We start from the raw sequence: 23,693 nt of genomic DNA, 5'->3' as shown, positions 1-23,693 counted from the left end.
ATTAACACTCAAATATCTTAATATTCTCATATTTAACTTTAATACCAAAATTTTTTATCATACAACACAACACTTCGATTTTGTTAAAAATTTAGATTAGTTTTTTGAGTTAATTATACTATTTTCCAACCTTCTAATTCACAAAATATATTATCTGCTGTTCAAGTTGCTGGCATCGTAAGTTTTTACTAAAAACCAATGATTCAGCAACTCTGATGAAATTGTTTTTAAAATTTTCATTGGTCTTACCTCCAGTCTTCAAACTATTTAACGCGTTATCTTGTTTGTTATCTATATTATACCCCATTAAATTTAATTTGTCAACACTTTATTGTAATTTTTTTTCACTTTTTTTGCTATTTTTTAAAATATTTTCGTTTTTTATGTTTTTTTCTTATTTTTTAATTAATTTTTTACAATAAAAAAGCAGTTTAAAAGTTTTAGACTAACTCCAATACTGCTTTGTTTTTTTATTTATTAGTAAATAATACCACAATTGCTAAAATGGATAATATTATTGTTACTAATAGAAGTAATAATATTTTTTTGTTAGAAATTTTATTATTATCGTCTTTATTTAGAAAAATATTAAGTCCAAATGTAAAAATATTTAATAATAACAATGCATACAATAAGCTTCTTCCTTCATCATAACCAATTTTCCCAGAAATACTTAATATAAAGAAAACTGCTAATAAAATATTAATTACAATACCAGCAATAATATTCAATTTTTTAAAATTCATAATTCGCTCCTTTCAGTTTTGAAGAAATTTATATTATTTGTATTATTCATCATTTATATTTTTTTACTTTATCTTTTTTACTAAATTCATTATACAATATAAAAAAATATTTGTAACTTTTTGTAAACTCTTTATTTTCCTTATTATCTTAAATTTTTTCTTTCCAACTCCAAAAGTTTTTGTTTTATTTCAATTCCATCTGCATATCCAACAAGTTTTCCATCGCTTCCTATAACTCTATGGCATGGAATCAAAATTGGTAATTTATTTCTATTATTCGCTCCGCCTACTGCTCTTTGCGAATTTTCATTTCCAATTTTTCTTGCAATATCTTTATAACTACAAGTTTCTCCATAAGGAATTTCCGTTAAAGCCTTATATACCTTTAATGCAAACTCGCTTCCATCCACTTTAAATGAGAATGTAAAGTTTTTTCTTTTCCCACAAAAATATTCTTCCAATTCTTTTTTTGCCAATTTTAAAATTTCAGTTTCAGGATTAATAACTTTTTCATCTTTTACAAATTTTATCTCAATTATTTTCTCCTGATCTTCAACAACTTTTATTTCTCCAATTGGACTGTTAAAAACTATATAATTCATAATTCACCTATTCTATATTTAAAAGTTTGTATATATCAATATTACATTTTTCATCAAAATATCTTTTTAGTTCTAAAAACTTTTTCCATTTTTCAATAGTATACTCGTTTATTCCATTTCTGATTGCAACATCAAACAGCCTAATTTCCAATCTTACAAATCCTTCAGCAGCTCCTAAAGCATCACAGAGTTGAATCAATCTATCATAATCATCATAAATAATTTCTTTCAATTTGTTTTCAAGAAAATCCAACTTTTCTTTGGGTAAATCTAATTTTCCATTATAGCAATATATAGTTTGAATAGGAAATGAATGTGTTAAACAAATTCTTGCACCTTCATAAAAATTTTTTTCATCCAAAAAAATCATTCCGTCATATACATGTTTTATATGTGAAAATCCGAATCTTCTACCAATATCATGTAACAATCCCAGTACAAATGCTTTTTCAGAATCTAAATATTCAGTATTTTTTGCGATAATCTCCGCACATTTTGCAACATTTAAAGAATGTTCAAACCACCTACCACAATTTAATTTATTGGCTTCATTCAATAAAGTCATAGCATATTCTCTATCTATATTCATAATTACCTCATCAAAAAAAGATGAACATCATCTCTTAAAACTAATCAACTACAAAAATTCCTCCATTAAGCTCCTTTATAAATCCTTTAAGCTCCAATGCAGTTAAAATTGTATTTGTTTCTATGATTGAAAAACCTGTTATAGTAGAAATTTTATTTTGAGATTTTGATTCTTCATTTATTAAATTATAAATTAAAAGTTCTTTTGCATCCAAAATATTCAAATCTTTTTCTTCTTTATTTTTATTCAAAATAAATTCTGAAAAATCAATAACTCCATCTATAATATCCTGATAATTCGTAGCAATCAATGCTCCATCTTTTATCAATTTATTCGTTCCTTTACTGTATAGACTATTTATATTTCCAGGAAGAGCAAAAATCTCTTTTGATTGTTCATTTGCAAATCTTGAAGTTATAAGTGTACCTGAACGATCTTGTGCTTCGATAACCAATAATGCTTTTGAAAGTCCTGAAATAATTCTGTTTCTAACAGGAAAATTATGAGCTAAAGGTGGCATCCCAATAGGAAACTCACTCATAACTGCCCCATTTTCTATAATTTCGTCATACAATCTGTAATTAGTTTTAGGATAGGCTATATCAACTCCACAACCTAAAACAGCTATCGTTCTTCCACCTGATTTTAAAGCAGCTCTATGTGAAATGGAATCAATACCCAAAGCCATTCCTGAAACAATTCTTATTCCAAGTTCTGAAATTGACCTTGCAAAATATTCAGTTGCCCAAGCTCCATAATTGGTACATTTCCTAGAGCCTACAATTGAAAGTGCAAATTCATCCTCCGGTAAAATATATCCCTTATAATAAATAACTTGTGGAATAAATTCAATATCTTTTAGATTAATAGGATAATTTTCACTCAAAATACTTACATATTTAACTTTCTTTTTCTCTAAAAAATCTCTATAAGCATCTGAATTAAATTTTTTTCTCTCTTCAACTAATTTTTCAATATTATTCTTAGTTAAAAGTTTATTTTCTTTAAAATATTCTCCCGATAAACAAAATATCTCCTCAATATGTTCCAAAGTAAAATGATTTAACAATTCATCTTTAATTTTATAATCAAAATTCAAATAACTTAAAAATAACAAAGCATCTTCATTTCTCATAGCTAACTCCAATATTTATTGCTCAAACTTCTATATCTGATTGCTTCTAACAGATGTTCTTCCTTAATTTCTTCACTTCCGTCCAAGTCTGCAATTGTTCTTGTCAACTTCAAAATTTTATTAAAAGATCTTGCTGAAAACTTAAACTTTTTAAATGCAAACTCTATAATTTTTTCAAGTTTTTCATCTAAAATAATATATTTCTTAATCTGTCTAGCTGAAAGATTTGCATTATTATATATTTTTTCGTTTTTGTATCTTTCAAGTTGAATTTTTCTAGCTCTTTCAACTCTTTTTCTAATATCAGCAGAAGTTTCTAAAACTTCTTTTGAGGATAAATCGTCATATTTCACAGGTTCAACTTCAACTTGAATATCAATTCTATCAAGTATTGGTCCTGAAATTTTACTTAAATATCTTTGTATTTGTAACTGTGAACAAGTGCATTTTTCGGTTTGTGATCCATAATTTCCACAAGGACAAGGATTTAATGCACAAACAGTTACAAAGTTTGAATAATAAGTAATTGACGAATTAGCCCTTGAAATCGTAACTTTTCCATCTTCCATTGGCTGTCTTAAAACTTCAATAGCTTGTTTTGAAAACTCTGGAAATTCATCCAAAAACAAAACCCCATTATGAGCAAGTGAAACTTCCCCAGGTTTTGGAATTTTACCACCACCAACAAGAGAAATAGGACTGCTTGTATGATGTGGAGATCTAAAAGGTCTTTGAGTAACCAATTTATTATTTTTAAGTTTTCCTGCTATTGAATAAATTTTTGTACATTCAATACATTCATCAAAAGTTAATTTAGGTAAAATTGTCGGTAATCTTTTAGCAATCATAGTTTTTCCACTCCCCGGAGGGCCAACCATCAGCAAATTATGTCCTCCTGCAGCAGAAATTTCCATTGCTCTTTTTAAATTTTCCTGACCTTTTATATCTGAAAAATCTATATCATATTTAATTTCTTCATCTAAATTTACCTTTGCTATTTCTTCTTTTTTTATTTCGATAACTCCATTTAAACAATCAACTAATTCTTTTAAATGTGAAATTGGATAAATCTCAATTCCTTGAACTATATTAACTTCATTTTTAATAGCATTAGGAATAAAGAACTTTCTAAAACCAAGCTCTTTTAAAGAGATAATCATAGGTAAAGCCCCGTCAAAAGTTATAACTCTTCCGTCAAGAGAAAGTTCACCTAAAAAAACAGTTTTTTCATCGGGCAAATACTCGATAACTCCAATAGCAAGTAACATACTCACAGCTATTGCCAAATCAATTTGAGAGCCGTCTTTTTTTAAATTTGCAGGAGCTAAATTTATCGTAACTCTTCCAGGTGGAATTGAGAACCCACTATTTGAAATTGCAGATTTAACTCTTTCCTTTGATTCTTTTATAGATAAATCAGGAAGCCCTACAATATTAAAAGCCTGAAGTCCACTTGATAAATCTGCTTCAACATCAATATCATAACCATTTAATCCATTTAACACACAAGTCTTAGTCTTTGAATACATATCTTACCTACTTTCTAGCACATTCAGTTGCCGTTCCTAAAAGTATTTGAAGTCCATGCTCTACAGAATCTATAATATACTCTAAAGATTCTCTAACAGCTTTTGGGCTACCGGGTAAATTTATAATTAAGCTGTCGTTTCTAATAACTGAAACAGCTCTTGAAAGCATTGCCCTCTTAGTGATTGTCAAACTGTATTGTCTAATAGAATCACAAATTCCAAATGCATTTTTAGTAGCGACATTCAAAGTTGCTTCAGGTGTAACATCTCTCTTACTAAAACCTGTTCCTCCTGTTGTCAAAATTAAATTAGCACCTAAAACATCACTTGCATATTTTAACTTTTCTTCTATTGTTGCTTGATCATCAGGAATAATAATCTTATCAATAACTTTATAATTATTTTCTTTTAATATCTCTACTATTACTTCTCCCGAAGTATCAACTCTCTCTCCGACTGAGCCCTTGTCAGAAACGGTAATTACATAAGCAGTAAACATAAATCCTCCTAAAAAGCATTTTCTATATGTGTAATTTTATGATTGTCAAAAATTATTTCTATAACATCAAAACGAATTTTTGCTCCAAACAATTTTTTCTCCATCATATAAATCTGTGCAACATCTTGTATCTTTTTTATCTTACTTCCATTTACAAACTCTCTGGGAAAACCGAAATTTACATTTTTTCTAGCCTTAACCTCAATAAAAACTAAAAAATCTTTATCTTTTGCTATTATATCAATTTCTCCAAAAGGTTTTAAAAAATTCCTTTCAACAATTTCATAACCCTTTTCTAAAAGAAATTTAACAGCCATATCTTCCCCTAAATTTCCAATATCTTTAGCTTTCATATTCTTTTTTCTTTTCAAAATATTTCTTCAAAAAAGTTACTCTATGAATAGGAGTAACTCCATTTTCATCAATTCCCTTATAATGAGCCTTTGTTCCGTATCCTACATTTTTTATAAAATTATAGTTCGGATACTTTTTCTCATACTCGGCAAACATACTATCTCTATATTCCTTTGCAATTATTGAAGCACAAGAAACTACATAAGAAAGCTCATCTCCATGAATTAAATTAATCTGCGGAATATCGACATCAACTTTTTCTGCATCTGTTATCAAAAAATCGCCTAAAATTTTATTTCCTTCTAAATCCTTTATATTTGAAATTGCAATCTTCATAGCAAGCCTACTCGCCTGCTTAATATTAATTTCATCAATTTTTACATTATCTACAATTCCAATTCCATATCCTACACATTCTTCTAAAATTTTATCATAAAGTGCAAGTCTTTTCTTTTTAGAAAGTTTCTTACTGTCCGTTACTCCCTCAATCTTGCTATCTTTTTTCATTATAATTGCACAAGAAACGACAGGACCGGCAAGACAACCTCTTCCAACTTCATCAACACCGATAATTAAATTATATCTCTTGTAGATATTCTCCAGTTCTTCTCTAATTTCCATTATCTTCCTCAAATTTTTCAATATCTTCCACAGTCTCTAAAGTTATTCTTCCAAGTTTTACTTTTCTAAAATCATCGAAAACTAAATTTGCAACCTTAAAATAATCAATTTCATTCTTCTTTAAAATTGCACCTCTATTTCTTCCGATTTCATCCATTAAATACAGTGTATCTTCATAATAATCTTCAGATAGATTATATCTATTTTTTAGAATATTTACATCTCTTTTATTTAACTCATCAATAAAACGAAAAGCTAAATTTTCAATATCCATAATCTCATCCTTAATTGCACCGGTAAAAGCTAAGTGCAAACCGATTCTCTCATCTTCAAACTTTGGCCAAAGAACTCCCGGAGTATCTAAAAGCTCTAACTCATTCTTTGTCTTAATCCATTGAACCTGTTTTGTAACACCGGGTCTATCTCCTATTTTTGCACTCTTTCTCTTTGAAATGGAATTAATAAAAGTAGATTTCCCTACATTTGGAATTCCTACAATCATCATTCTAATTGTCTTTGAAGAAAGATTTTTTTCCTCAAGTTTTTTGAACTTATCAGCTAACATCTCTTTAGCAACTGAATAAATCTTGTCTAAACCCTTTGAATGAAGTGCATCTACAACAACAGCTCCATAACCTTTTTTTCTATAATAACTAAGCCACTTCTTAGTCTCATTTTCATCAGCCATATCCGATTTATTCAAAATCATAATTCTTGGCTTATCCTTTAAAACATCATCAATAACAGGATTTTTACTGCTTATTGGAATTCTTGAATCAATAATCTCTCCAACAATATCAACCAATTTCAATGACGCTCTTATATTATCCATAGTCTTTTTCATATGACCTGGATACCAATTTATATTCATTATTTCCTCCAAATTTATAAATCAAAATCTATTATAATTAAAATGAATTTTTATTTGTTTATATACAAGTAAGGAGGTAGAACATATCTCCCTCCTTATATAATTTTACGAATCTCAAAAAAGATTATAAAAAACTATTTTTCTTTTTCAAACATTTTTATAAGATAAACTATAGCTGATATTACAGATAACACTAGTAAAATACTACAAAGCACAACACCTATGATTTTAGTAGTATCTAAATTTCCAGCTTTAAGAGTACAATATAAAGTGTATATAATTACCAATGATAGCATTAACATCAATGAGAAATAAATATGATTTTTATAACGGGTACTGTCAATCTTTTTTATAACTGCGTTTGCTAAATATCTACTAATTAATCTCATAAAATACACCTCCTATTATTATACTTTTATCGTATAAAATAAATTCTTTTTAATAATATAACACAATTAAATTATAAATCTATAAAAGTATTTTGTCAATGTTTAAGAATTTAGTACTTTATTTTAATTACAAAAAAAGAGTTAAATATTATAACTCTTTCATAAAAAATTTACAAAGGCTATTTTATCTAATCATTATCGTGTTAATATATATATTATAGATGGACAATAGAATAAATATGGTGCTGTAAAAACAGCCAAACTCAATGCTAATTTTTTCTTATCTTTTATGTCTAAATCTAAATTTTTAAAACTATAGTTTAGGTTTAATTTATAGATACAAAATCCTGAAATTACAACTGGAATAGTTATTACTATAAATGCATAAATACTATAAAAAGCAGTAGTCATCAAACCCTCAACCACATTATTACTAATCCATCCAACAATTCCGGACATATCAGCTCCTATTCCAACCATAATTGTTATAAAAAATAGGCAAATTATCCCTACAATGTTTGCTAAAATTCCATACAGAAATACTTTCCTGATGACTTTACCAGCCTTTTCAATAATATCATATGTATTTAAAAATTTTAAAGTGATACAAAGTACAAAACTTTGTCTGAGAAGATCTAAAGGCAAAGCTATAATCCAAGTTAAAGGAAACAGGAGTACTATCCATGCTGGAAAAAAAATACTATAAAATTTATTATTTTTCATAATTACCTCCTTTTAGTTGCTATTATCAACTTATAAAATAATTGTCAAAAATCAAAGCTATAAAATACTTATTTATTCCACTATAATATACCTATTTTTTTACTTTTTGTCAATTATTTAAAATCTAGAAATTATATTTTAACTATACAAAAACAGAGTCAGATTGACCAACTCTGCTTGAAAACTTTTTATTTAATAATTAAATTCTAATAACCATAATTCTTTAATAGGGATATAGGAACGTAAAAGAAATATGGTGCAGTAAATATTGCCACATATAATGCTAATTTTTTCTTGTCTTTTTCATCAATTTCCATCTTGGCAAAACTATTTTTTAAATTGAAATAATAGATACAAATACCTGCTAATAAGATTGCAATTGTAACTATAATAAAAGCGTAAATATCTTCTAAAGGATTTGTCATAATATATTTAATTACATTATCACTAATCCATTTAAAAAATTTAACATTTTCTTCTAAACGTCCAACTAAACTTGTAAAAGCTAATAAAAAAACTGAACCAATAAAATCTGCTAAAAACCCAAATAAGAATACTCTTACAATCACTTCTTTATATCTTTGTAGAATATCATCAGTTTTTAGGAATTTTAATGCTAAACATATTACAATAGAATCAATTAAAAAATTTACTGGCATTACTATCAGCCAAGCCAAAGGAAATAAAAGCAAAAACCAAATTGGAAATACAACATTGTAAATTTTATTATTTTTCATAATTACCTCCTTTTAGTTGTTATTATCAACTTTTAAAATAATTGTCAAAAATAAAAACTACAAAACACTACTTACAGTTTTAAGAATTTTCAAACAAAAAAGAGTTAGACTACTCTAACTCTCACAGATTTGAATTAAGTAGTCGGTTGGTCGGTGTATCCAACATCTCAGATACCTTATTACAGGTGTGGCAGGAACCCTTTCTGCCCTCAACTACTTCTTTACTTAACTATAGTATACCCAATTTTTTACTCTTTGTCAACCTTTTTTAGTCTTCCACTAAATTTTCTGCTGTTTAATTTATAGTCATTTATGCTATACATGCTGACAATAAAAAATTTATCTTTAGTTTTATTAACTTTTAAAGCTAGTAAAACATTCTTTTTATAACATTTTACATATTCTAAAGCTAATTTATTTCCATTTCTATTAATCCCTACATAATCTGGATTTTCTATCATTTCTTTAATATTATCTACATATTTTAAAACATCATAATGCTTTCTTTTTTCAAGATGTCTTTTTAACCCATGCCTAGAATATTCTATTTCTGATAAGTCTGTTTCAAGACCTAATAATTTTTTAATACTATCCTTTACTATCATAGCTACACCTCTTGACTATATTTTAGCATAAAATCAGTATAAATCAAATATATTTTCATAAAAAAAGAGCTATCTTTACAGATAACTCTTTAGTATGTAAGCACACCCAAGGTCGCTTAACAAGAAATGTACGGTACCCTTGCAGTTAGCTCAAAGCAAGCAATCTTACGGCACATAGAGTATTTTACTTATGGCTGCTTCCGTCAAGACCTGACCAGATTCGTAAAGCTCTATTGCGTAAGGACCCACTCGTCAACACCACTTACAAAAGTCGGCTACACCCCTTGAAAATCTAACTTGGGAATTCAGCCCTGCTATAGCAGATTACAGGTTACAAGGTACTGCTAACACCCCACCTAGTGCATGGCGGAGAACGAGGGATTTGAACCCTCGAAACGCTTTTGACGTTTACACGATTTCCAATCGTGCTCCTTCGACCGCTCGGACAGCTCTCCACGACACCCATATATTATAATGTATTTTTATTATTTAGTCAATATAAATACAATTTATATTTTTTGAATCATAACCACATAAGGTGGATTGTTTTTTTGATTTTCAAATGTACATTTAAGTATAGTATATTCTTTTTGATTTAAATTTTGTAAAAATTTTGATATTTCTAAACTTTCAATCTGTCCAGCAGAATGTCCTATATAAAAAGTTATAAAAATTGCTCCTTTGGAATTTAATTTCTCTAACAATTTCTTCAAACTTTCTTCAACATCTTTTGCATTTGTAGTTATATATTTATCTCCTTTAGGTAAATAACCTAAATTATAGATTGCAAAATCAATATTTTCTTTTATATATTTATCAAAATTTTTATGATTTTCTAAAATCAATTCACAATTTGAATATTTTTCAAGCAAAATTTTTGAATTATCCAAAGCTTCTTGTTGAATATCAAAACAATAAAGTTTTTCTGGTTGTAATATCTCTAAAATGTTTTTAGAGTCAAATCCATTTCCAACTGTCATATCAATTGCGATTTTAACATCTTTAATATACTTTCTCATGAAAAATTCAATTAAAGTCTTAGTATTATTTATTTTTACATTCACTGCAAGTTCTTCCTTGTTCTAAAATTTCATCAACATCGTAAGTATATAAATCATCTTCTAATTTAGTAACTCCTGAAATTCCTTCAAAAAACAATTTAGAATAAAATTTCTTTTTCCTCTTCATATAGACTTTATAAGCAATACATTTTATAAAAAATCTATTAAATTTTTCCATTCCTTCATCATATTTTATTTCTTCCAAATAATAATCTTCATCTCTAAAAGTAAGTTTTACATATCCGATTATATTTTCTTCCATAACTAAACTGAAATAAAATGTTGGAACAGATAAATCTATACTACCACCTATTCCATATTTGACATAAAGTTCTTCAAATTCTTCAGGAGTGGCATTTTTTAATCCTATCATTATAAACTCCTTAAATATTCAATCTCTTCTCTACTAAGTTCTCTGTAACTTCCTACTTTTAATTTTCCAAGTTTTATTTTACCAAAGGCAGTTCTCTCAAGAGAAATAACCTTATAGTCAAAAGTTTTAAACATTTTTCTTATCTGTCTATTTCTTCCCTCTTTTAGAAAAACTTTTACCATATTATTTTTAAAGTCAAAAATTTCAAATTTTGCTTCTCTTGTCAATTTCCCTTCAATCATTATCCCAGAAGATAATTTTTTTAAATCATTTTCTTTTAAAGCTTTATCAACCTTTACAATATATTCTTTTTCAACATTATGACTTGGATGTGTCAATTTAAAAGCTAAGTCCCCGTCATTTGTTAAAAGTAAAAGTCCAAAACTGTCCTTATCAAGTCTCCCTACGGGATAAATTCTCTCTTTAGAATCTATTAAATCCAAAACAATTTTTTCTTGAAATTGAGCTTTAGCTGTACTGGAATACCCAATAGGCTTATTTAAAAGATAATATTTTTTAGCTTCTTCTAATTTGATTTTTTTACCTTCAATTAAAATTTCATCATTTTCTAAAACGTCAATTCCCTTATTTGCAAGTTTTCCATTTACAAAAACTTTTCCCTGTTCTAAAAGTAAATCTGCATTTCTTCTTGAACAATAACCGGAATTTGCAATAAATTTATTTATTCTCATCTTCTATTTCCACATTATTTTCATCTTCAACTATTTGGTTTTTTTCTTCATCAGAAATAAATTTTTCAATATCAGGCAAGTCTTTTAGAGACTTTAAATTAAATTGATTTAAAAAATTTAAAGTTGTCTTATAAATAATTGGCTTACCAATTCTATCAAGTCTTCCTGCTTCTTCAATGAAGTTCTTTGACATCAGAGTTTCAATAGAGCTGTTACATTTAACTCCTCTTATCTCTTCAATTTCTTGCCTTGTAATTGGTTGTTTATATGCAATTATAGCCAAAGTTTCCAAAGTTGAATTAGTTAAATGTTTCATTGTAACTTTTTCAAAAAGTTTTGAAATAATATCATGATATTCTTTTCTTGTCTTTATCTGATAATAATTAGAAATTTTTTGAATTACGAGTCCTCTTTTTTGAAATTCAAACTCCTCTACAAGTTCATCTGCATAAACAGTAGCCTCTTTTACTGGAATATCCAAAACTTTTGCAATATCATCAATTTTTAAAGGATCTCCATATACAAACAACAACTGTTCGATAACTTGTTTATATTCTCTACTATTCAACTTCTTCCCCCACTAAATTAAGTTTAATATTTTTATCTTTATCTTGAAAAATCTTGATAATATTATTTTTAACAAGCTCCAAAATAGATATAAATATTGTTATAAGCTCACTTTTTGTTCCATTATAAAAAATTAAATCTTCAAAATAAAGCTCTTTTTTTTCATAAATTTTGTCCTTTATCATTGAAACATATTTTTCAATAGGAAATAAATCTTTTTCTATGATTTTTTCAAAAGAATTTTCTTCATTTTTACTTTGATACTGATTTATAATATTTTCCATTAAAGAAAGCAAAACATCAACATCTGTATTTAAAATAATTTCCTTATCTTCAGTCATATACTCAGTAATATCAGACTGCATTTTTGAATATGCTTTACTTCCTTCTGTTTCTAAGTTTTTAAAGTATTCTCCCACTTTTTTAAACTTTCTATACTCAATAAGTCTTTCAATTAATTGTTCTTTTGTAACAATTTCTTCTTCATCTTCATCTGTATTTTTAGGAATTAAACTCCTTGATTTTATTTCAACTAATGTACTAGACATAAGCAAAAAAGCTGATATATCAGTATCTTCACTATAAACAGAATTTTCAATTACCTCAAGATAATGTTTAGTAATTTTGCTTATTTCAATATCGTAAATATCAACTTTTTGTTTTGAAATTAAGTCAAGCAACAAATCCAAAGGACCTGAATAAGCATCTAAATTTACTATTAATTGCATTACATCACCAACATAGTTGCTAAATTCAATATAAATTTCCCAACTGTACTAACTATAGGTGATAAGAAAATTTTAAAAGCTCCTGTTAAAATTAAACCAATTATTATTAAATTTGTAAAGCTTGAAAGTTTGAAATATTCATATTCCACTTCTCTTGATAAAAATGCACTTATAAAAATTGCTCCATCAAAAGGTGGAAAAGGCAACATTTCTATAATTCCAAATATTATACTTATGGAAAATATATATTGAAAAATAGTAATTACAAATTTATCTGTAGGTTTTATATATAAATAGACTATTGTTGATAATAAAGCTATCACAAAGCAAATAAAAGCATGCGATAAAGAGTAAATGATTTTTCCCCAAAATCTATTCTTAAATTTAGACATATTTATTTCTACTGGCTTAGCCCAACCAAATTTAAAAAATACAAAAAACACGAATCCCATTAAATCAATATGATTTATGGGATTAAAGCTAGTTGATCCATTAAGTTTTGGTGTATCATCTCCCAAAGCTAGAGCTACATATGATTGGAAAACTCTAGAAACTATAATTACTAACATTAATGCTACTGCAATAATTAAATGTTCTGCTATACTATTCATATTACCTCCTATTTATCTCATTTAAAATAGCTATTGCCGTTTTAAAATCTTTTATTTCTCCATTAAAATACATCTTTTTTAAATCGTCAAAATGAATTTTAACTATACTCAAATTTTCATCTTCATCTTCCGGTAATTTTGAAGAAAATAAGCTGTCAGCCCTATATACTACAACTTTTTCCGTACAAAATCCAACACTTGTATAGCCTTCAAAAACTTTTTCTAAATTATTTGAACTAAAACCTATTTCTTCTTGTAATTCCCTAAGAGCAGTCTCTTCATAATTTTCTCCTACTTCTACAAGTCCTGCTGGAATTTCTAAAAAGTCCTCTTGAATTGGAAATCTGTATTGTTTAACTAAGTATACATATCCTTTTTCATCAATTGGAAAAATTGCAACTGCATCTTTATGCTCTACAATTTCTCTTTTTAAAATTTTATCATCTTTTTCAAAGTATTCAAGTTTTAAATTCAAAATTTTTCCGTCAAAAATTTCTTCTGATTTTACTTTTCTATACATCTTAACCTTTCCTTTTTTTCATTTGCAATTTCAATCATTTCCTTAGATTGTCTTATAGTTGTTTCATTAATATTTGCTCCACCTATAAGTCTTGAAATTTCCATAACTTTTTCATCATAATTTGCACATAAAACTTTTGACAAAGTAATATCTCCGACCGTTTCTTTACTTATAATAAAATGAGTATCGGACAAAACTGAAATTTGTGGTAAATGAGAAATTACAAGAAGTTGATGATTTTTTGAAATTTCTGCAAGTTTTTCTCCAACAATTTGAGCAGTTACTCCACTTATACCCGTATCAATCTCATCAAAAACAAGAGTTGCTATCTTATCCCTATCGGATAAAACCTTTTTAAAACCTAACATAATTCTGCTAAGTTCCCCACCAGATGCAATTTTATATATTTCTTGAAGTTCTTCGCCTTTATTTGTTGAAATTAAAAAATTAACTTCATCAAAACCAATGTTTGTAATTTTATTATTTGTCTTTATATCTATTTTAAAGATTGAATTTTTTAAATCTAAATCCAAAAGTTCTTTTTCAATTAATTTTTCAATTCTCTTTGCTACTTCTTTTCTAGAATTTGAAATTTCTATACCAAGTTTCTTATATTCTTCACTTAAATTTTTAAGCTTATTGTTTTCTTCAAATAACAAATCTTTTGAATGTTCAAGTAAATACAAATCTTCCTCTAATGAATTTTTATATTTTACAAGTCCCTTTTTATCTGTCCTATATTTCCTTTTCAAGTCATTCAAAAGATTAAATTTTTCCTGTAGAATCATTAAACTTTCTTCGTCAATATAAACACTTGAGTAATAATCTTGAATTTTTGTATAAATTTCTTTTAATCCAAAAGAAATATTTTCAAAATCTTCACTAAATTTTACATTTTTATCATTTTCTTCCAATATAACAAGATTTCTATTTATTTCATTCAAGATGGAAAAGGCATTTACTTCTGAATTTTCTCCATCAAAAAGCTCAACTAAATTTCCACAGCAAACTAAAATAGTTTGACTATTATTAAATTTATCAATTTCATTTTCAATAAATTCTTCATCCAAAGTTTCAAGTTCCAAACTATTTAGTTCTTCAATTTCTGATTTTATTTCCTCAACATTTTCATCAAAATTATTTACTCTATTCTTTAGCTTCTTTAAGTCGGAACTTGTCTTTTTTATTTTGCAATATAATGTTTCTAATTCTTTTAATTTTTTTCTAAACTCATCATCGCAAAAACTATCTAAAATTTCAACAAAATCAGCTCTATTAAACAATGTATAACTATCATGTTGCCCACATACATTTAAAATATTTAACATAATATCAGATAGAATAGAATTATTCACAGTTCTATTATTTATCTTTGAAACTGATCTTCCGTTTTTGCTTATAGTTCTTGAAATAACTAGCATATTATCTTCAATTTCTATATCTAAACCTAGCAATTCAAACTTATTTCTTAAAATTTCTTCATCATATCGAGAAAGAAAAAATACTCCTTCAACATAAGCAGTATCACTACGTTTCCCAATAGATGAAGTATTAGCTCTTCCACCACAAAGCAAAGAAATAGCACCGATAATTATAGATTTACCAGTTCCTGTTTCTCCTGTTAAAACATTAAGTCCTTCAGTAAAGGAAATTTTAATTTCATCAACAATTGCTAAATTTCTTATATATAATTCAGATAACATATTATCCCTACCTTACAAGTTTCCTTATATCTTCAACTACGGAATCTAAAAAAGCTTTATCATCAATAGCTATAAAGATAGTATCATTTCCAGTTACGATTCCACTTACCATTTTTAACTTGGCACTTTCTAGATATGAGCCACAAATACTTGCAGTATGTGGAATAGTCTTTATAAGTATCATATCTTCATTATGCTTTATAGATAAAATTGCAAGTTTACAAATCTTATTCAATCTTTCATCTAAAGAATCATAGAGTGAATCAACGACCTTATACTTATATTCTCCATTTTTAGTTTGTACCTTTAAAATTTTTAATTCTTTTATATCTCTTGAAACTGTAGCTTGTGTGGAACGAATTCCCTTTTTTTCCAAGCAGTCTGAAAGTTCCTCTTGTGTTTTTATTTCATTATTTTCTATTAAATCTAAAATAATTCTCTGTCTTGTATATTTTTTCATAAAACCTCTTAAAAAATCCCTTTTATAAGTGCTAATTTTTCTTTATTTCCATCTCCACCAAGTATTGGAGAATCAATTATGGAAATTACTTCAAGTTTATTTCCAAGTGCATAGAGTCTGACTTTTTCAATTACATTTTCTATAACTTTTTCAGACTTAACTATACCCTTTTTATTTAAACTCTTTCCTTCACATTCAAATTGTGGTTTTATTAGTGCCACAATTATACTGTCCTCTTTTAAAAATTTATACAAATTTTCAAAAATATATTTTAAAGAAATAAAAGAAACGTCAATAGAAATAAAATCAACCTTTTCTCCTATAACTTCAAAATCTAAATATCGAAAATTTGTATTTTCCAAACTTACTACTCTATCATCATTCAATAAACTCTTTGCAAGTTGATTAGTACCAACATCAATAGCATATACTTTTTTTGCATTTTCATTTACCATAATTTGAGTAAATCCACCAGTTGATGCTCCAATATCCATACAAACTAGATTTTTCAAATCAAGCTTAAAATTTTTAATTGCAGAGTCTAACTTTATGGCTCCTCTTCCCACATAACTATCCTCAAAAGTTGAATTTATAGTTATTAATTCAGGTTTTTCAATCATCATTGAAACTTTTTCTATAATTTTTCCATCATAAAAAGCTCTTTCTTCTGCAATAATCCTCTTTGCATAAGTTCTTGACTTTACGAGTCCCAAATTGACTAAACAAATATCTGCTCTTTCCATTAGTAAGTCCTTTTTGCCATATAATCAATGAAATTTACAAAAAACTCTTTTCTTCCTGAAATTTTATTAATTTCTTGCAATGAAATTTTATTTAATTCTGCAATTTTCTTTTCAACCTCACTCTTTCCTAAAACAGTTGCAAAAGTTTTTTTATTTAACTCAATATCCTCATCATAGTCGAATAAATCATCTTGAAGTTGGAAAACTAAACCTAGGTTTTTAGCGTAAATCTCCAAATGTGCTAAGTCATTATCATTTGCTCCACCCAGTTTTGCTCCCGATAAAATTGCCGCTTTAAATAGTTCCCCTGTCTTTAGAGAATTAATCTTTTCAATATCAGTTAAATTCTCTGCATTATTTTCAAGATCTAAAAATTGACCATAAATCATTCCATTGATTCCACTTGAATTTAAAATTATTTCACTTGCAGAAATCGCAAGCTTTATTTCATCAAAATTTTCAAGATTTTTCATAGCTTTAATCATAATTAAATTTGCATTATTTAAAAGCTCATCACCAACTAAAACAGCATTTGACTGTCCATATTTACCATAGACAGACAACACTCCTCTTCTAAATTTATCATCATCCATTTCTGGTAAATCATCATGAACAAGAGAATAGTTATGAATAAGCTCTAAAGCAATCGAAAAATCTATAGCTATATCCGAAATATCCTTGTAAATTTTAAATGCTTCTAAAAGTAAAATTGCTCTTATTCTCTTTCCACCAACAGAAAAAGAATAAGCACACATTTTTTCAAACTTATTATTATCAGTATAGACTTTACTTAATCTTTGTTCTATTATGCTTTTATCATTATGAATTAATTTTATAAAATCTTCCATTATAGCTCTAAACTCACTTGTCCATCTTCTAAAGTTTTTTCTACAAATTTTTCTTCTTCATCTTGAGCCTTTTCGTCAAATAAGAATAATCTACCTTCTTCTTTTTCCAGAATATCAACCAACTCTTTATGAAGTTTCATTCCCTTTTTATACAGTTCAATACTTTTTTCAAGACTTAATTGCTCTTTTTCTAAAGTATTTACAATTTTAATAAGTTCTTCTATTCCCTTATCATAATTTTCTAACTTAATTGCCATCTATAATCTCCTTAACATCGGAAATAATCTCTCCATTAGAAACTCTAAGTTTCAAAGAATCCCCTACATTTACACTTTTAATATCCTTAACAATTTCATTCTTATCATTATAAACAATACTATACCCTCTGTCTAAAATACTATTCGGGTTTATAATTTCTAAAGATTGTCTTTTAAAATCAAGTAATTGTTTGTTATATTTAAAAATTGAAACTATCTTTTCATCTAAAGATTTTTTCAAATTCTCAAGATTTTCTTTCAATGTAGTTATTCTATTAACTGGATTGTAATATTCCAATTCTTTTTTAAAATGTTCAAGCTGAACTTTTTCAGCAGAAATTTCTTCTAAAATGTTTTTATTAAGTTTTTTCTCAGCTTGATTTAAAAATTCTTTTATCTCATCCGTACTTACAGATGAAAGCTCTGCCCCTGCTGTAGGAGTCGCCGCTCTCTTATCTGCAACATAATCTGTTAGCATTGTATCTATCTCATGACCAACTGCTGATATAATCGGCTTTTTGCAATTAAAAATGGTTCTAATGAGATTTTCATCATTAAACGCATTCAAATCTTCAAAAGAACCTCCACCTCTACCGACAATTATTGTGTCAATAAAATCAAGTGAATCTAAATATTTAACACCTTCAGCTATTTCTTCACTAGCACCAATTCCTTGAACTTTTGCAGGATAAAAATAGATATTTGCAATTCTAAATCTTCTTCGTAGAGTATTTAGAATATCACGAATTGCAGCACCATTTTTAGCTGTAACAACTCCAATATTCTTCGGAAATCTTGGAATTGGTTTTTTAAATTCAGAATTAAAGAGGCCTTCCTTTGAAAGTTTTTCTTTTAGAGCTAAAAATTGCTCATATAAATTTCCACGACCGACCTCTTCAACATTTTTACATAAAATCTGATAGTAGCTTCCTTTTTCATATGTCATAACAGTTCCTGTTACGACAACCTTTTGTCCGTCAGTTAGATTCAAACTTTGTGCAATTGGAATAGTTTTAAAAACTACACATTTAAGCATAGCTTCATCATCTTTAATACTAAAGTAACTATGTCCACCCGATTTTTTAAAATTAGATACTTCACCTTCAACACTTATGTTAGATAAAAAAGAATCTCTCCTAAGTACATTCGAAATATACTTGCTAACTTCTTTAACCTTAAATGTTGTCATTAAAATTCTCCTATTTTAGAATATCATTAAAAGAATTCCACCAATAGCAAATATACTTACTGCAGGAACTATACTTTCTTTTAATGCTTTTAAAGATGTTTTAGGAATAGCTATAAATGCCATTAAAGTACAAACTGCAGCAGCATAAAAACTCATCATTAAAAATGCTTGTCTCCAAAACAGTAGAGTTGTATTAGCTGAATATTTAAATAGCAAGAATATTCCAATACAGACTACACTAAAAATTGTATATACTAACCATCTTATTTTCCCATCAGACCCAACTAAATAAGTTGATACTCCTATTCCAGTTAAACCTATGGCAAGAAATACAATTAACAATAAATTACCAAGTACACCCATAACTACCTCCTAAAATTAAATTTTATTTTTTGTTCTAACGATAGTTCCCAAAATACCATTTATAAATTTATATGAAGCATCAGTAGAATATTTATTTGCAATTTCTATGGCTTCATTTATTGCAACACTTTCAGGAATATCGTCCAAGTAATAAATTTCATTTACTGCAACTCTAAGAATTGCCAAATCAATTTTAGCTATTCTATTGTAGTTCCAGCAACCTTCTAAGTTTTCTTTTATAATATTATCAATGTCATCAAGATTATCAATTATAGATTTGCAATTTTTCCTAATATATTTAACCTCACTACTAGGTAAATCAAAATACTCTATAAAACTTTCAATCTCATCACATTTAAAATTGTTCTGTATACTTAGTTGATAAATCAACTTCATACACCACTCACGTGCTTCACTTCTAGTCATATAAGCACTCTACTTTTCAATAGATTCAATACAAATATTCACACCTAAAACTTTAATACTTGTCATAACTTCTACTTTTAATTTTATATTTTCTTGAATTTTTTTAACAATTTCTTCAAATTTTTGTCCATACTCTATAGAAACTTTGACACTAATTTGAATTCCTTTTTCTAAAAATTCTATTTCTATTCCTTTCTTAGAATTTTTTGCATTAATTTTTTCAATGTCAGCAGGAACTCCAACGATAGATTTTACCCCTTCAACTTCAATAGCTGCCATAGCAGCAATCATATAAAAAATATCGTTTGATATCTTAACACTGCCATTTTCGAATTTATTTTTATTCATAATTAATACACCTCCACTTACTATGTATTATAACAAAATTTGTAAATTTATTCAATTAAAATTAAATATTTATACAATAAATTTTTATAAATAAATTTTCGACGATGTTAAAGAAGTAAAAAATCTATTAAGATATATTATTTACTTCTGATTTTAAGTTAAAGCAATTTTTAGTATTCACTATTTTAATAAAAGGATACATAAAAAATCAACATATAAGTTACATCAGTTAGCACAATATAAATATTTGTAATATAGTGAAGTTTCTATTGAAATTTTAAATTATAACAATACTTTAAACTCTTGAATTAAAAATAAAAATATGATAAAATTTCTGTAATTGTGTAATCATTAGGCTATGTTTGATTATATAATTTTTAATATGTAGATAAGGAGGTGAAAATGTGGAAAATTATGATAATGCAAAAAAATCATATGGGCTTAAATTATCTTTAAAAATAATTGCAATAATGTGTTTCTTATTATTTAACGGATTTTTGTTCGCTTTTACTAAATTTTTTCTAAAGAATACAGATAAAATTTCAAAAAATGGAAACTATAATATGGCATTACTTATTCTTATAATAGGTGATATATTTCTAATCCTATTTGCATATGTATTACCATACTATTTGTTTAAGATGTATCCTAAATTATTTTATTTTGACGATGGTGTTATTATCGGAAAAAATGGAGATGATAAAATTCTTTATAAAGGTTTAGATTATTTCTTTATTCCAAACCCATTAAATCCTATAGAAATTTTAGCAATATGGTATAAGAGAAATGATAAATGGAAGTCCTTAGCTGGAAATGGATACCCTAAAAAAGCATTTGAACCATGGCAAGATGATTTTGTCAATGTAAATTATCCTATTTATATGCAAAAAATATTAGGTGGAGAAACTGTTGAATTTATATACCATGATCCAAAAAATAACAAGTTTAATTTAAAATCAGTTAAAAAAATTTTAGAACAAAGTTCTAAAATTGAAATAACAAAAGACCATTTTAAAGTAGATGATAAAACTTACAAATGGAATGAATATGATATCATAGCTAAAATTGGTAATGTAGTTGTAAAAAACAGCCAAGGAAAGGCTGTATTTAAATTACCACAAAAAGCTTATATTCACAAAGTAAATTTATTGGAATCAATTGTTTTTGCTTTAAATAGTGGAATAGAAGGAAATAAGTAACAAAATTTAAAGCCTTCAACGATACTTTACATCGTGGAAGGCTTACCTTTTTATCTTACATATTTTTTCATAGTATATTTTTTATTTTTAACATCAAATACTTCTATATAAGGCACTCCTTCAATATAATGCCAACATTCAATATATGCAGGTTCAATTTCCAATAAACGTTCACTTTCTAAAAGCGAATAATTTCTGTATGAACTTGGATATTTTTCTTTAAATATTTCACAAAATGTTTTATTTTCAATAGGTCTCCCAACATCACAACATATCCCATTAATCTGAATGTTATCAATACACAGAGATACATTAGGATTTGCAATTATCTGATTATATTTTTTAAAATTTTTATCTGTTTGAAAATAAAATTTTTCATCAATCACAATTATACTCATCATTCTTGATGTTACGAGGTCATCTTTTGATGTTGATAACACCATAAATTTACTTATTCCGATTTTTTCAAAAAATTCAAAATATTTTTCTTTAAACACCATATTCTCCTTTCAATTATTTCGTATAATAATATATAGCAAGTTGAGTTCTATCTCTAAGTTCTAATTTTTCTAAAATTCCTGAAATATAATTTCTTACAGTTCCCTCACTCAAAAATAATTTTTCAGAAATTTCTTTATTTGAAAGTCCCTTAGCAATTTGTTCTAAAATTTCAACTTCTTTTTGTGTTAGAAGATCAAAATCTTTTTTTGTAGTACTAAAAAGACTATGTAAATTCAATTCATTATCTAAAATTTTATTTCCAAGACTCACACTTTCGATTGCAGGAATTAGCGATGCGACATTGTCCTTTAATATTACTCCCAAAACTCCTTTATTTAAGGCTCTAATTATATCATCTCTATCATTAAAAGTAGTAAGTAACATTATTTTGGCATCTTTGTCAAAATCTAAAATCTCAATTGCAACATCAACTCCATTTACTTCTTTCATCCTAATATCTAAAATTACTACATCAATTTCATTTTCTTTATAAGTTTCAATTGCTTTTTTAGAATCAGTAGTTGCCAATACAATTTCATAACCACTTTTGCTCAAAATTGTACTTAAAGCATTTAATACTAGTAAATCATCATCAACCATTAAGATTTTCATTATTTTCTCCCTTATCTATTGCAATATTTATTTTAAATCCATCATCAGTAATAACATTGAAAAGTCCATGATATTTTCTAGCAATTTCTTCCATTGATAAAACACCAAGACCTTCAGATTTATCAAATTTAATATTTTTTCCATTATCAAAAATCGTAATAATAAATGAACTTTCATTTTCTATTATTCTTACAGTAAAACTATCTCCATTTGAATGTTTAATAAAATTAGAAAATGCTTCTTTAACAATACTTACAATATCAAAACTTAAATTTTCATTTATCTTACTTTTCACTCTATATATAAACTTTGTGTTTATATTTGGAAAAGTAATTATCTTTTCTATAGAGTTCTCCAAGTCAAAAGAAGATTTGTACATATTATGAATTATCTTTCTTATATCTACCAATCCTCCGGATAGATTTTCCCTTACTCTTATAAGCGACTCTTTTACTTCTTCGTCTTGACAAATATACTCCAATGCTCTAAGTTCCAAAACAGAAGCTGAAATTGTATGACCTATTGAATTATGTAATTCCTTTGAAATTTTTTCTCTTTCTTTTAATATGCTCTCATAATTCTTTTTTTCCTCTTCAAGATACATACTTTTCAAATCTTTTTGCAATTTATAATTTGTCTTATAAAAATTCAAAAACTCTCTATGATAAAAAACTTTTCTTTCATAAAGCTCCCTATCGTATTGCGATAGACAGACAATAAGCAAAGACAATGTGAAATAGTCAATTTCTCTTGTAATTAAAAATACAAAGAATATTGGAATATTGTATATTGATTTGCTGTAAATTGCATAAATAAATGAAAAACTGAAAAATCTAAATTCTGGAAAAAAATAAATTATAATCAAAAATATTATTGATAAAGCAAAACTATAATAAATATTTTCTTTAATTTCTACAATAAGTACAAAAATTAACGAAATCATGCTAAAAATTGCAACATTAAGAAAATTTTGATTTCCCGAAAATAAAAACAAAAAATTTAATAAAAAATATTTTAAAAATACCATAAAATCTCCATATAATTTTTTAAAAAATAAATTTATATATTTATTTTTATTCTAATTAATATTAC

At 26.6% G+C, this 23,693-nt stretch carries 33 protein-coding genes, 1 tRNA gene and 1 other RNA gene; 1 reads left to right on the top strand and 34 read right to left on the bottom strand.

Annotated elements, in window-relative coordinates; genetic code table 11:
• Positions 1–470 precede the first annotated feature (470 nt).
• From VJI93_RS01510 to VJI93_RS01360, 31 genes are all read right to left on the bottom strand, one after another.
• Entirely contained in the window at positions 471–746 is a 276-nt protein-coding gene (locus tag VJI93_RS01510; RefSeq protein WP_323998795.1) for a hypothetical protein, read from the bottom strand.
• A 143-nt stretch (positions 747–889) separates the two neighbouring features.
• Entirely contained in the window at positions 890–1,348 is a 459-nt protein-coding gene (locus tag VJI93_RS01505; protein ID WP_323998796.1) for a methylated-DNA--[protein]-cysteine S-methyltransferase, read from the bottom strand.
• A 7-nt stretch (positions 1,349–1,355) separates the two neighbouring features.
• Positions 1,356–1,937, bottom strand: coding sequence for an HD domain-containing protein (locus VJI93_RS01500; protein ID WP_004833043.1), 582 nt, complete (start codon positions 1,935–1,937; stop codon positions 1,356–1,358).
• Positions 1,938–1,977: 40 nt separating this feature from the next.
• On the bottom strand, positions 1,978–3,072 hold the full coding sequence (gene dprA / locus VJI93_RS01495) for a DNA-processing protein DprA (protein WP_323998797.1): 1,095 nt from the start codon (positions 3,070–3,072) through the stop codon (positions 1,978–1,980).
• Between the two features lie 2 nt (positions 3,073–3,074).
• Complete coding sequence (locus VJI93_RS01490) at positions 3,075–4,601, bottom strand: YifB family Mg chelatase-like AAA ATPase (protein ID WP_323998798.1); 1,527 nt, start codon at positions 4,599–4,601, stop codon at positions 3,075–3,077.
• Positions 4,602–4,608: 7 nt separating this feature from the next.
• Positions 4,609–5,100: a MogA/MoaB family molybdenum cofactor biosynthesis protein gene (locus tag VJI93_RS01485; RefSeq protein WP_323998799.1), complete on the bottom strand. Its 492-nt coding sequence runs from the start codon at positions 5,098–5,100 to the stop codon at positions 4,609–4,611.
• Positions 5,101–5,108: 8 nt separating this feature from the next.
• On the bottom strand, positions 5,109–5,453 hold the full coding sequence (locus VJI93_RS01480) for a YraN family protein (protein ID WP_323998899.1): 345 nt from the start codon (positions 5,451–5,453) through the stop codon (positions 5,109–5,111).
• On the bottom strand, positions 5,443–6,075 hold the full coding sequence (locus VJI93_RS01475; RefSeq protein ID WP_323998800.1) for a ribonuclease HII: 633 nt from the start codon (positions 6,073–6,075) through the stop codon (positions 5,443–5,445). Before VJI93_RS01475 ends, VJI93_RS01480 begins: the two co-directional genes overlap by 11 nt.
• Entirely contained in the window at positions 6,065–6,946 is an 882-nt protein-coding gene (gene ylqF / locus VJI93_RS01470) for a ribosome biogenesis GTPase YlqF (protein WP_323998801.1), read from the bottom strand. The genes VJI93_RS01475 and ylqF overlap by 11 nt, the downstream gene beginning before the upstream one ends.
• 134 nt (positions 6,947–7,080) lie before the next feature.
• A complete protein-coding gene (locus tag VJI93_RS01465) occupies positions 7,081–7,335 on the bottom strand; it encodes a hypothetical protein (protein ID WP_323998802.1) in 255 nt (84 codons plus the stop codon).
• Between the two features lie 195 nt (positions 7,336–7,530).
• Positions 7,531–8,058: a hypothetical protein gene (locus tag VJI93_RS01460; RefSeq protein ID WP_323998803.1), complete on the bottom strand. Its 528-nt coding sequence runs from the start codon at positions 8,056–8,058 to the stop codon at positions 7,531–7,533.
• Positions 8,059–8,264: 206 nt separating this feature from the next.
• The gene (locus VJI93_RS01455; protein WP_323998804.1) at positions 8,265–8,795 is read right to left on the bottom strand and encodes a hypothetical protein; all 531 of its coding nucleotides are present in this window, start codon (positions 8,793–8,795) and stop codon (positions 8,265–8,267) included.
• 248 nt (positions 8,796–9,043) lie between these two features.
• On the bottom strand, positions 9,044–9,400 hold the full coding sequence (locus VJI93_RS01450; protein WP_323998805.1) for a PBECR3 domain-containing polyvalent protein: 357 nt from the start codon (positions 9,398–9,400) through the stop codon (positions 9,044–9,046).
• 98 nt (positions 9,401–9,498) lie between these two features.
• An RNA gene (gene ffs / locus VJI93_RS01445) (signal recognition particle sRNA large type) lies at positions 9,499–9,765 on the bottom strand.
• Positions 9,765–9,855: transfer RNA gene (locus VJI93_RS01440), tRNA-Ser, on the bottom strand. Before VJI93_RS01440 ends, ffs begins: the two co-directional genes overlap by 1 nt.
• A gap of 54 nt (positions 9,856–9,909) precedes the next feature.
• The gene (locus VJI93_RS01435; protein WP_323998806.1) at positions 9,910–10,464 is read right to left on the bottom strand and encodes a tRNA (mnm(5)s(2)U34)-methyltransferase; all 555 of its coding nucleotides are present in this window, start codon (positions 10,462–10,464) and stop codon (positions 9,910–9,912) included.
• Entirely contained in the window at positions 10,445–10,834 is a 390-nt protein-coding gene (locus VJI93_RS01430) for a hypothetical protein (protein ID WP_323998807.1), read from the bottom strand. The genes VJI93_RS01435 and VJI93_RS01430 overlap by 20 nt, the downstream gene beginning before the upstream one ends.
• Positions 10,834–11,526 carry a pseudouridine synthase gene (locus tag VJI93_RS01425; protein ID WP_323998808.1) on the bottom strand — a complete coding sequence of 231 codons (693 nt, stop codon included), beginning with the start codon at positions 11,524–11,526 and terminating at the stop codon, positions 10,834–10,836. The genes VJI93_RS01430 and VJI93_RS01425 overlap by 1 nt, the downstream gene beginning before the upstream one ends.
• Positions 11,513–12,094 (bottom strand): SMC-Scp complex subunit ScpB, encoded by a 582-nt coding sequence (gene scpB, locus VJI93_RS01420; RefSeq protein ID WP_323998809.1) that lies wholly within the window; start codon positions 12,092–12,094, stop codon positions 11,513–11,515. Before scpB ends, VJI93_RS01425 begins: the two co-directional genes overlap by 14 nt.
• A complete protein-coding gene (locus VJI93_RS01415; protein ID WP_323998810.1) occupies positions 12,087–12,821 on the bottom strand; it encodes a segregation and condensation protein A in 735 nt (244 codons plus the stop codon). The genes scpB and VJI93_RS01415 overlap by 8 nt, the downstream gene beginning before the upstream one ends.
• Positions 12,821–13,432 carry a site-2 protease family protein gene (locus VJI93_RS01410; protein ID WP_323998811.1) on the bottom strand — a complete coding sequence of 204 codons (612 nt, stop codon included), beginning with the start codon at positions 13,430–13,432 and terminating at the stop codon, positions 12,821–12,823. Before VJI93_RS01410 ends, VJI93_RS01415 begins: the two co-directional genes overlap by 1 nt.
• 1 nt (position 13,433) lies before the next feature.
• Complete coding sequence (locus VJI93_RS01405) at positions 13,434–13,952, bottom strand: NUDIX hydrolase (RefSeq protein ID WP_323998812.1); 519 nt, start codon at positions 13,950–13,952, stop codon at positions 13,434–13,436.
• A complete protein-coding gene (recN, locus tag VJI93_RS01400) occupies positions 13,937–15,655 on the bottom strand; it encodes a DNA repair protein RecN (protein ID WP_323998813.1) in 1,719 nt (572 codons plus the stop codon). Before recN ends, VJI93_RS01405 begins: the two co-directional genes overlap by 16 nt.
• A 7-nt stretch (positions 15,656–15,662) precedes the next feature.
• The gene (locus tag VJI93_RS01395; RefSeq protein WP_323998814.1) at positions 15,663–16,115 is read right to left on the bottom strand and encodes an arginine repressor; all 453 of its coding nucleotides are present in this window, start codon (positions 16,113–16,115) and stop codon (positions 15,663–15,665) included.
• 8 nt (positions 16,116–16,123) lie between these two features.
• Complete coding sequence (locus tag VJI93_RS01390; protein ID WP_323998815.1) at positions 16,124–16,858, bottom strand: TlyA family RNA methyltransferase; 735 nt, start codon at positions 16,856–16,858, stop codon at positions 16,124–16,126.
• Positions 16,858–17,706, bottom strand: coding sequence for a polyprenyl synthetase family protein (locus tag VJI93_RS01385; protein WP_323998816.1), 849 nt, complete (start codon positions 17,704–17,706; stop codon positions 16,858–16,860). The genes VJI93_RS01390 and VJI93_RS01385 overlap by 1 nt, the downstream gene beginning before the upstream one ends.
• Positions 17,706–17,963: an exodeoxyribonuclease VII small subunit gene (gene xseB / locus VJI93_RS01380; RefSeq protein ID WP_029949726.1), complete on the bottom strand. Its 258-nt coding sequence runs from the start codon at positions 17,961–17,963 to the stop codon at positions 17,706–17,708. Before xseB ends, VJI93_RS01385 begins: the two co-directional genes overlap by 1 nt.
• Positions 17,953–19,152 (bottom strand): exodeoxyribonuclease VII large subunit, encoded by a 1,200-nt coding sequence (gene xseA, locus VJI93_RS01375; protein WP_323998817.1) that lies wholly within the window; start codon positions 19,150–19,152, stop codon positions 17,953–17,955. The genes xseB and xseA overlap by 11 nt, the downstream gene beginning before the upstream one ends.
• Before the next feature lie 15 nt (positions 19,153–19,167).
• Complete coding sequence (locus VJI93_RS01370; protein ID WP_323998818.1) at positions 19,168–19,515, bottom strand: hypothetical protein; 348 nt, start codon at positions 19,513–19,515, stop codon at positions 19,168–19,170.
• 15 nt (positions 19,516–19,530) lie between these two features.
• Positions 19,531–19,941 (bottom strand): transcription antitermination factor NusB, encoded by a 411-nt coding sequence (gene nusB, locus VJI93_RS01365; protein ID WP_323998819.1) that lies wholly within the window; start codon positions 19,939–19,941, stop codon positions 19,531–19,533.
• Between the two features lie 9 nt (positions 19,942–19,950).
• Positions 19,951–20,289 (bottom strand): Asp23/Gls24 family envelope stress response protein, encoded by a 339-nt coding sequence (locus VJI93_RS01360; protein WP_323998820.1) that lies wholly within the window; start codon positions 20,287–20,289, stop codon positions 19,951–19,953.
• Between the two features lie 404 nt (positions 20,290–20,693).
• On the opposite strand from VJI93_RS01360, the gene VJI93_RS01355 reads away from it, so the two are divergent.
• On the top strand, positions 20,694–21,488 hold the full coding sequence (locus tag VJI93_RS01355) for a hypothetical protein (protein WP_323998821.1): 795 nt from the start codon (positions 20,694–20,696) through the stop codon (positions 21,486–21,488).
• 50 nt (positions 21,489–21,538) lie between these two features.
• Here VJI93_RS01355 and VJI93_RS01350 read toward each other — a convergent pair whose 3' ends face one another.
• From VJI93_RS01350 to VJI93_RS01340, 3 genes are read right to left on the bottom strand one after another with little or no spacing between them, the layout of a single operon-like run.
• Positions 21,539–21,988 (bottom strand): pyridoxamine 5'-phosphate oxidase family protein, encoded by a 450-nt coding sequence (locus VJI93_RS01350; RefSeq protein WP_323998822.1) that lies wholly within the window; start codon positions 21,986–21,988, stop codon positions 21,539–21,541.
• 13 nt (positions 21,989–22,001) lie between these two features.
• Positions 22,002–22,601, bottom strand: a complete 600-nt coding sequence (locus VJI93_RS01345) for a response regulator transcription factor (RefSeq protein WP_323998823.1) — start codon at positions 22,599–22,601, stop codon at positions 22,002–22,004.
• Positions 22,582–23,628 carry a sensor histidine kinase gene (locus VJI93_RS01340; protein ID WP_323998824.1) on the bottom strand — a complete coding sequence of 349 codons (1,047 nt, stop codon included), beginning with the start codon at positions 23,626–23,628 and terminating at the stop codon, positions 22,582–22,584. Before VJI93_RS01340 ends, VJI93_RS01345 begins: the two co-directional genes overlap by 20 nt.
• Between the last annotated feature and the right edge of the window lie 65 nt (positions 23,629–23,693).

Origin of the sequence: Parvimonas sp. M20 (assembly GCF_035282425.1) — a bacterium.
Taxonomy (GTDB): Bacteria; Bacillota; Clostridia; order Tissierellales; family Peptoniphilaceae; genus Parvimonas.
This window is presented reverse-complemented; position numbering and strand designations above follow the sequence as displayed.

Coding starts and splice junctions, on each gene's coding strand:
- VJI93_RS01510 (WP_323998795.1), bottom strand. CDS start 746: ATGAATTTTAAAAAATTGAATATTATTGCTGGTATTGTAATTAATATT.
- VJI93_RS01505 (WP_323998796.1), bottom strand. CDS start 1,348: ATGAATTATATAGTTTTTAACAGTCCAATTGGAGAAATAAAAGTTGTT.
- VJI93_RS01500 (WP_004833043.1), bottom strand. CDS start 1,937: ATGAATATAGATAGAGAATATGCTATGACTTTATTGAATGAAGCCAAT.
- dprA (WP_323998797.1), bottom strand. CDS start 3,072: ATGAGAAATGAAGATGCTTTGTTATTTTTAAGTTATTTGAATTTTGAT.
- VJI93_RS01490 (WP_323998798.1), bottom strand. CDS start 4,601: ATGTATTCAAAGACTAAGACTTGTGTGTTAAATGGATTAAATGGTTAT.
- VJI93_RS01485 (WP_323998799.1), bottom strand. CDS start 5,100: ATGTTTACTGCTTATGTAATTACCGTTTCTGACAAGGGCTCAGTCGGA.
- VJI93_RS01480 (WP_323998899.1), bottom strand. CDS start 5,453: ATGAAAGCTAAAGATATTGGAAATTTAGGGGAAGATATGGCTGTTAAA.
- VJI93_RS01475 (WP_323998800.1), bottom strand. CDS start 6,075: ATGGAAATTAGAGAAGAACTGGAGAATATCTACAAGAGATATAATTTA.
- ylqF (WP_323998801.1), bottom strand. CDS start 6,946: ATGAATATAAATTGGTATCCAGGTCATATGAAAAAGACTATGGATAAT.
- VJI93_RS01465 (WP_323998802.1), bottom strand. CDS start 7,335: ATGAGATTAATTAGTAGATATTTAGCAAACGCAGTTATAAAAAAGATT.
- VJI93_RS01460 (WP_323998803.1), bottom strand. CDS start 8,058: ATGAAAAATAATAAATTTTATAGTATTTTTTTTCCAGCATGGATAGTA.
- VJI93_RS01455 (WP_323998804.1), bottom strand. CDS start 8,795: ATGAAAAATAATAAAATTTACAATGTTGTATTTCCAATTTGGTTTTTG.
- VJI93_RS01450 (WP_323998805.1), bottom strand. CDS start 9,400: ATGATAGTAAAGGATAGTATTAAAAAATTATTAGGTCTTGAAACAGAC.
- VJI93_RS01430 (WP_323998807.1), bottom strand. CDS start 10,834: ATGATAGGATTAAAAAATGCCACTCCTGAAGAATTTGAAGAACTTTAT.
- VJI93_RS01425 (WP_323998808.1), bottom strand. CDS start 11,526: ATGAGAATAAATAAATTTATTGCAAATTCCGGTTATTGTTCAAGAAGA.
- VJI93_RS01415 (WP_323998810.1), bottom strand. CDS start 12,821: ATGCAATTAATAGTAAATTTAGATGCTTATTCAGGTCCTTTGGATTTG.
- VJI93_RS01410 (WP_323998811.1), bottom strand. CDS start 13,432: ATGAATAGTATAGCAGAACATTTAATTATTGCAGTAGCATTAATGTTA.
- VJI93_RS01405 (WP_323998812.1), bottom strand. CDS start 13,952: ATGTATAGAAAAGTAAAATCAGAAGAAATTTTTGACGGAAAAATTTTG.
- recN (WP_323998813.1), bottom strand. CDS start 15,655: ATGTTATCTGAATTATATATAAGAAATTTAGCAATTGTTGATGAAATT.
- VJI93_RS01395 (WP_323998814.1), bottom strand. CDS start 16,115: ATGAAAAAATATACAAGACAGAGAATTATTTTAGATTTAATAGAAAAT.
- VJI93_RS01390 (WP_323998815.1), bottom strand. CDS start 16,858: ATGGAAAGAGCAGATATTTGTTTAGTCAATTTGGGACTCGTAAAGTCA.
- VJI93_RS01385 (WP_323998816.1), bottom strand. CDS start 17,706: ATGGAAGATTTTATAAAATTAATTCATAATGATAAAAGCATAATAGAA.
- xseB (WP_029949726.1), bottom strand. CDS start 17,963: ATGGCAATTAAGTTAGAAAATTATGATAAGGGAATAGAAGAACTTATT.
- xseA (WP_323998817.1), bottom strand. CDS start 19,152: ATGACAACATTTAAGGTTAAAGAAGTTAGCAAGTATATTTCGAATGTA.
- VJI93_RS01370 (WP_323998818.1), bottom strand. CDS start 19,515: ATGGGTGTACTTGGTAATTTATTGTTAATTGTATTTCTTGCCATAGGT.
- nusB (WP_323998819.1), bottom strand. CDS start 19,941: ATGACTAGAAGTGAAGCACGTGAGTGGTGTATGAAGTTGATTTATCAA.
- VJI93_RS01360 (WP_323998820.1), bottom strand. CDS start 20,289: ATGAATAAAAATAAATTCGAAAATGGCAGTGTTAAGATATCAAACGAT.
- VJI93_RS01350 (WP_323998822.1), bottom strand. CDS start 21,988: ATGGTGTTTAAAGAAAAATATTTTGAATTTTTTGAAAAAATCGGAATA.
- VJI93_RS01345 (WP_323998823.1), bottom strand. CDS start 22,601: ATGAAAATCTTAATGGTTGATGATGATTTACTAGTATTAAATGCTTTA.
- VJI93_RS01340 (WP_323998824.1), bottom strand. CDS start 23,628: ATGGTATTTTTAAAATATTTTTTATTAAATTTTTTGTTTTTATTTTCG.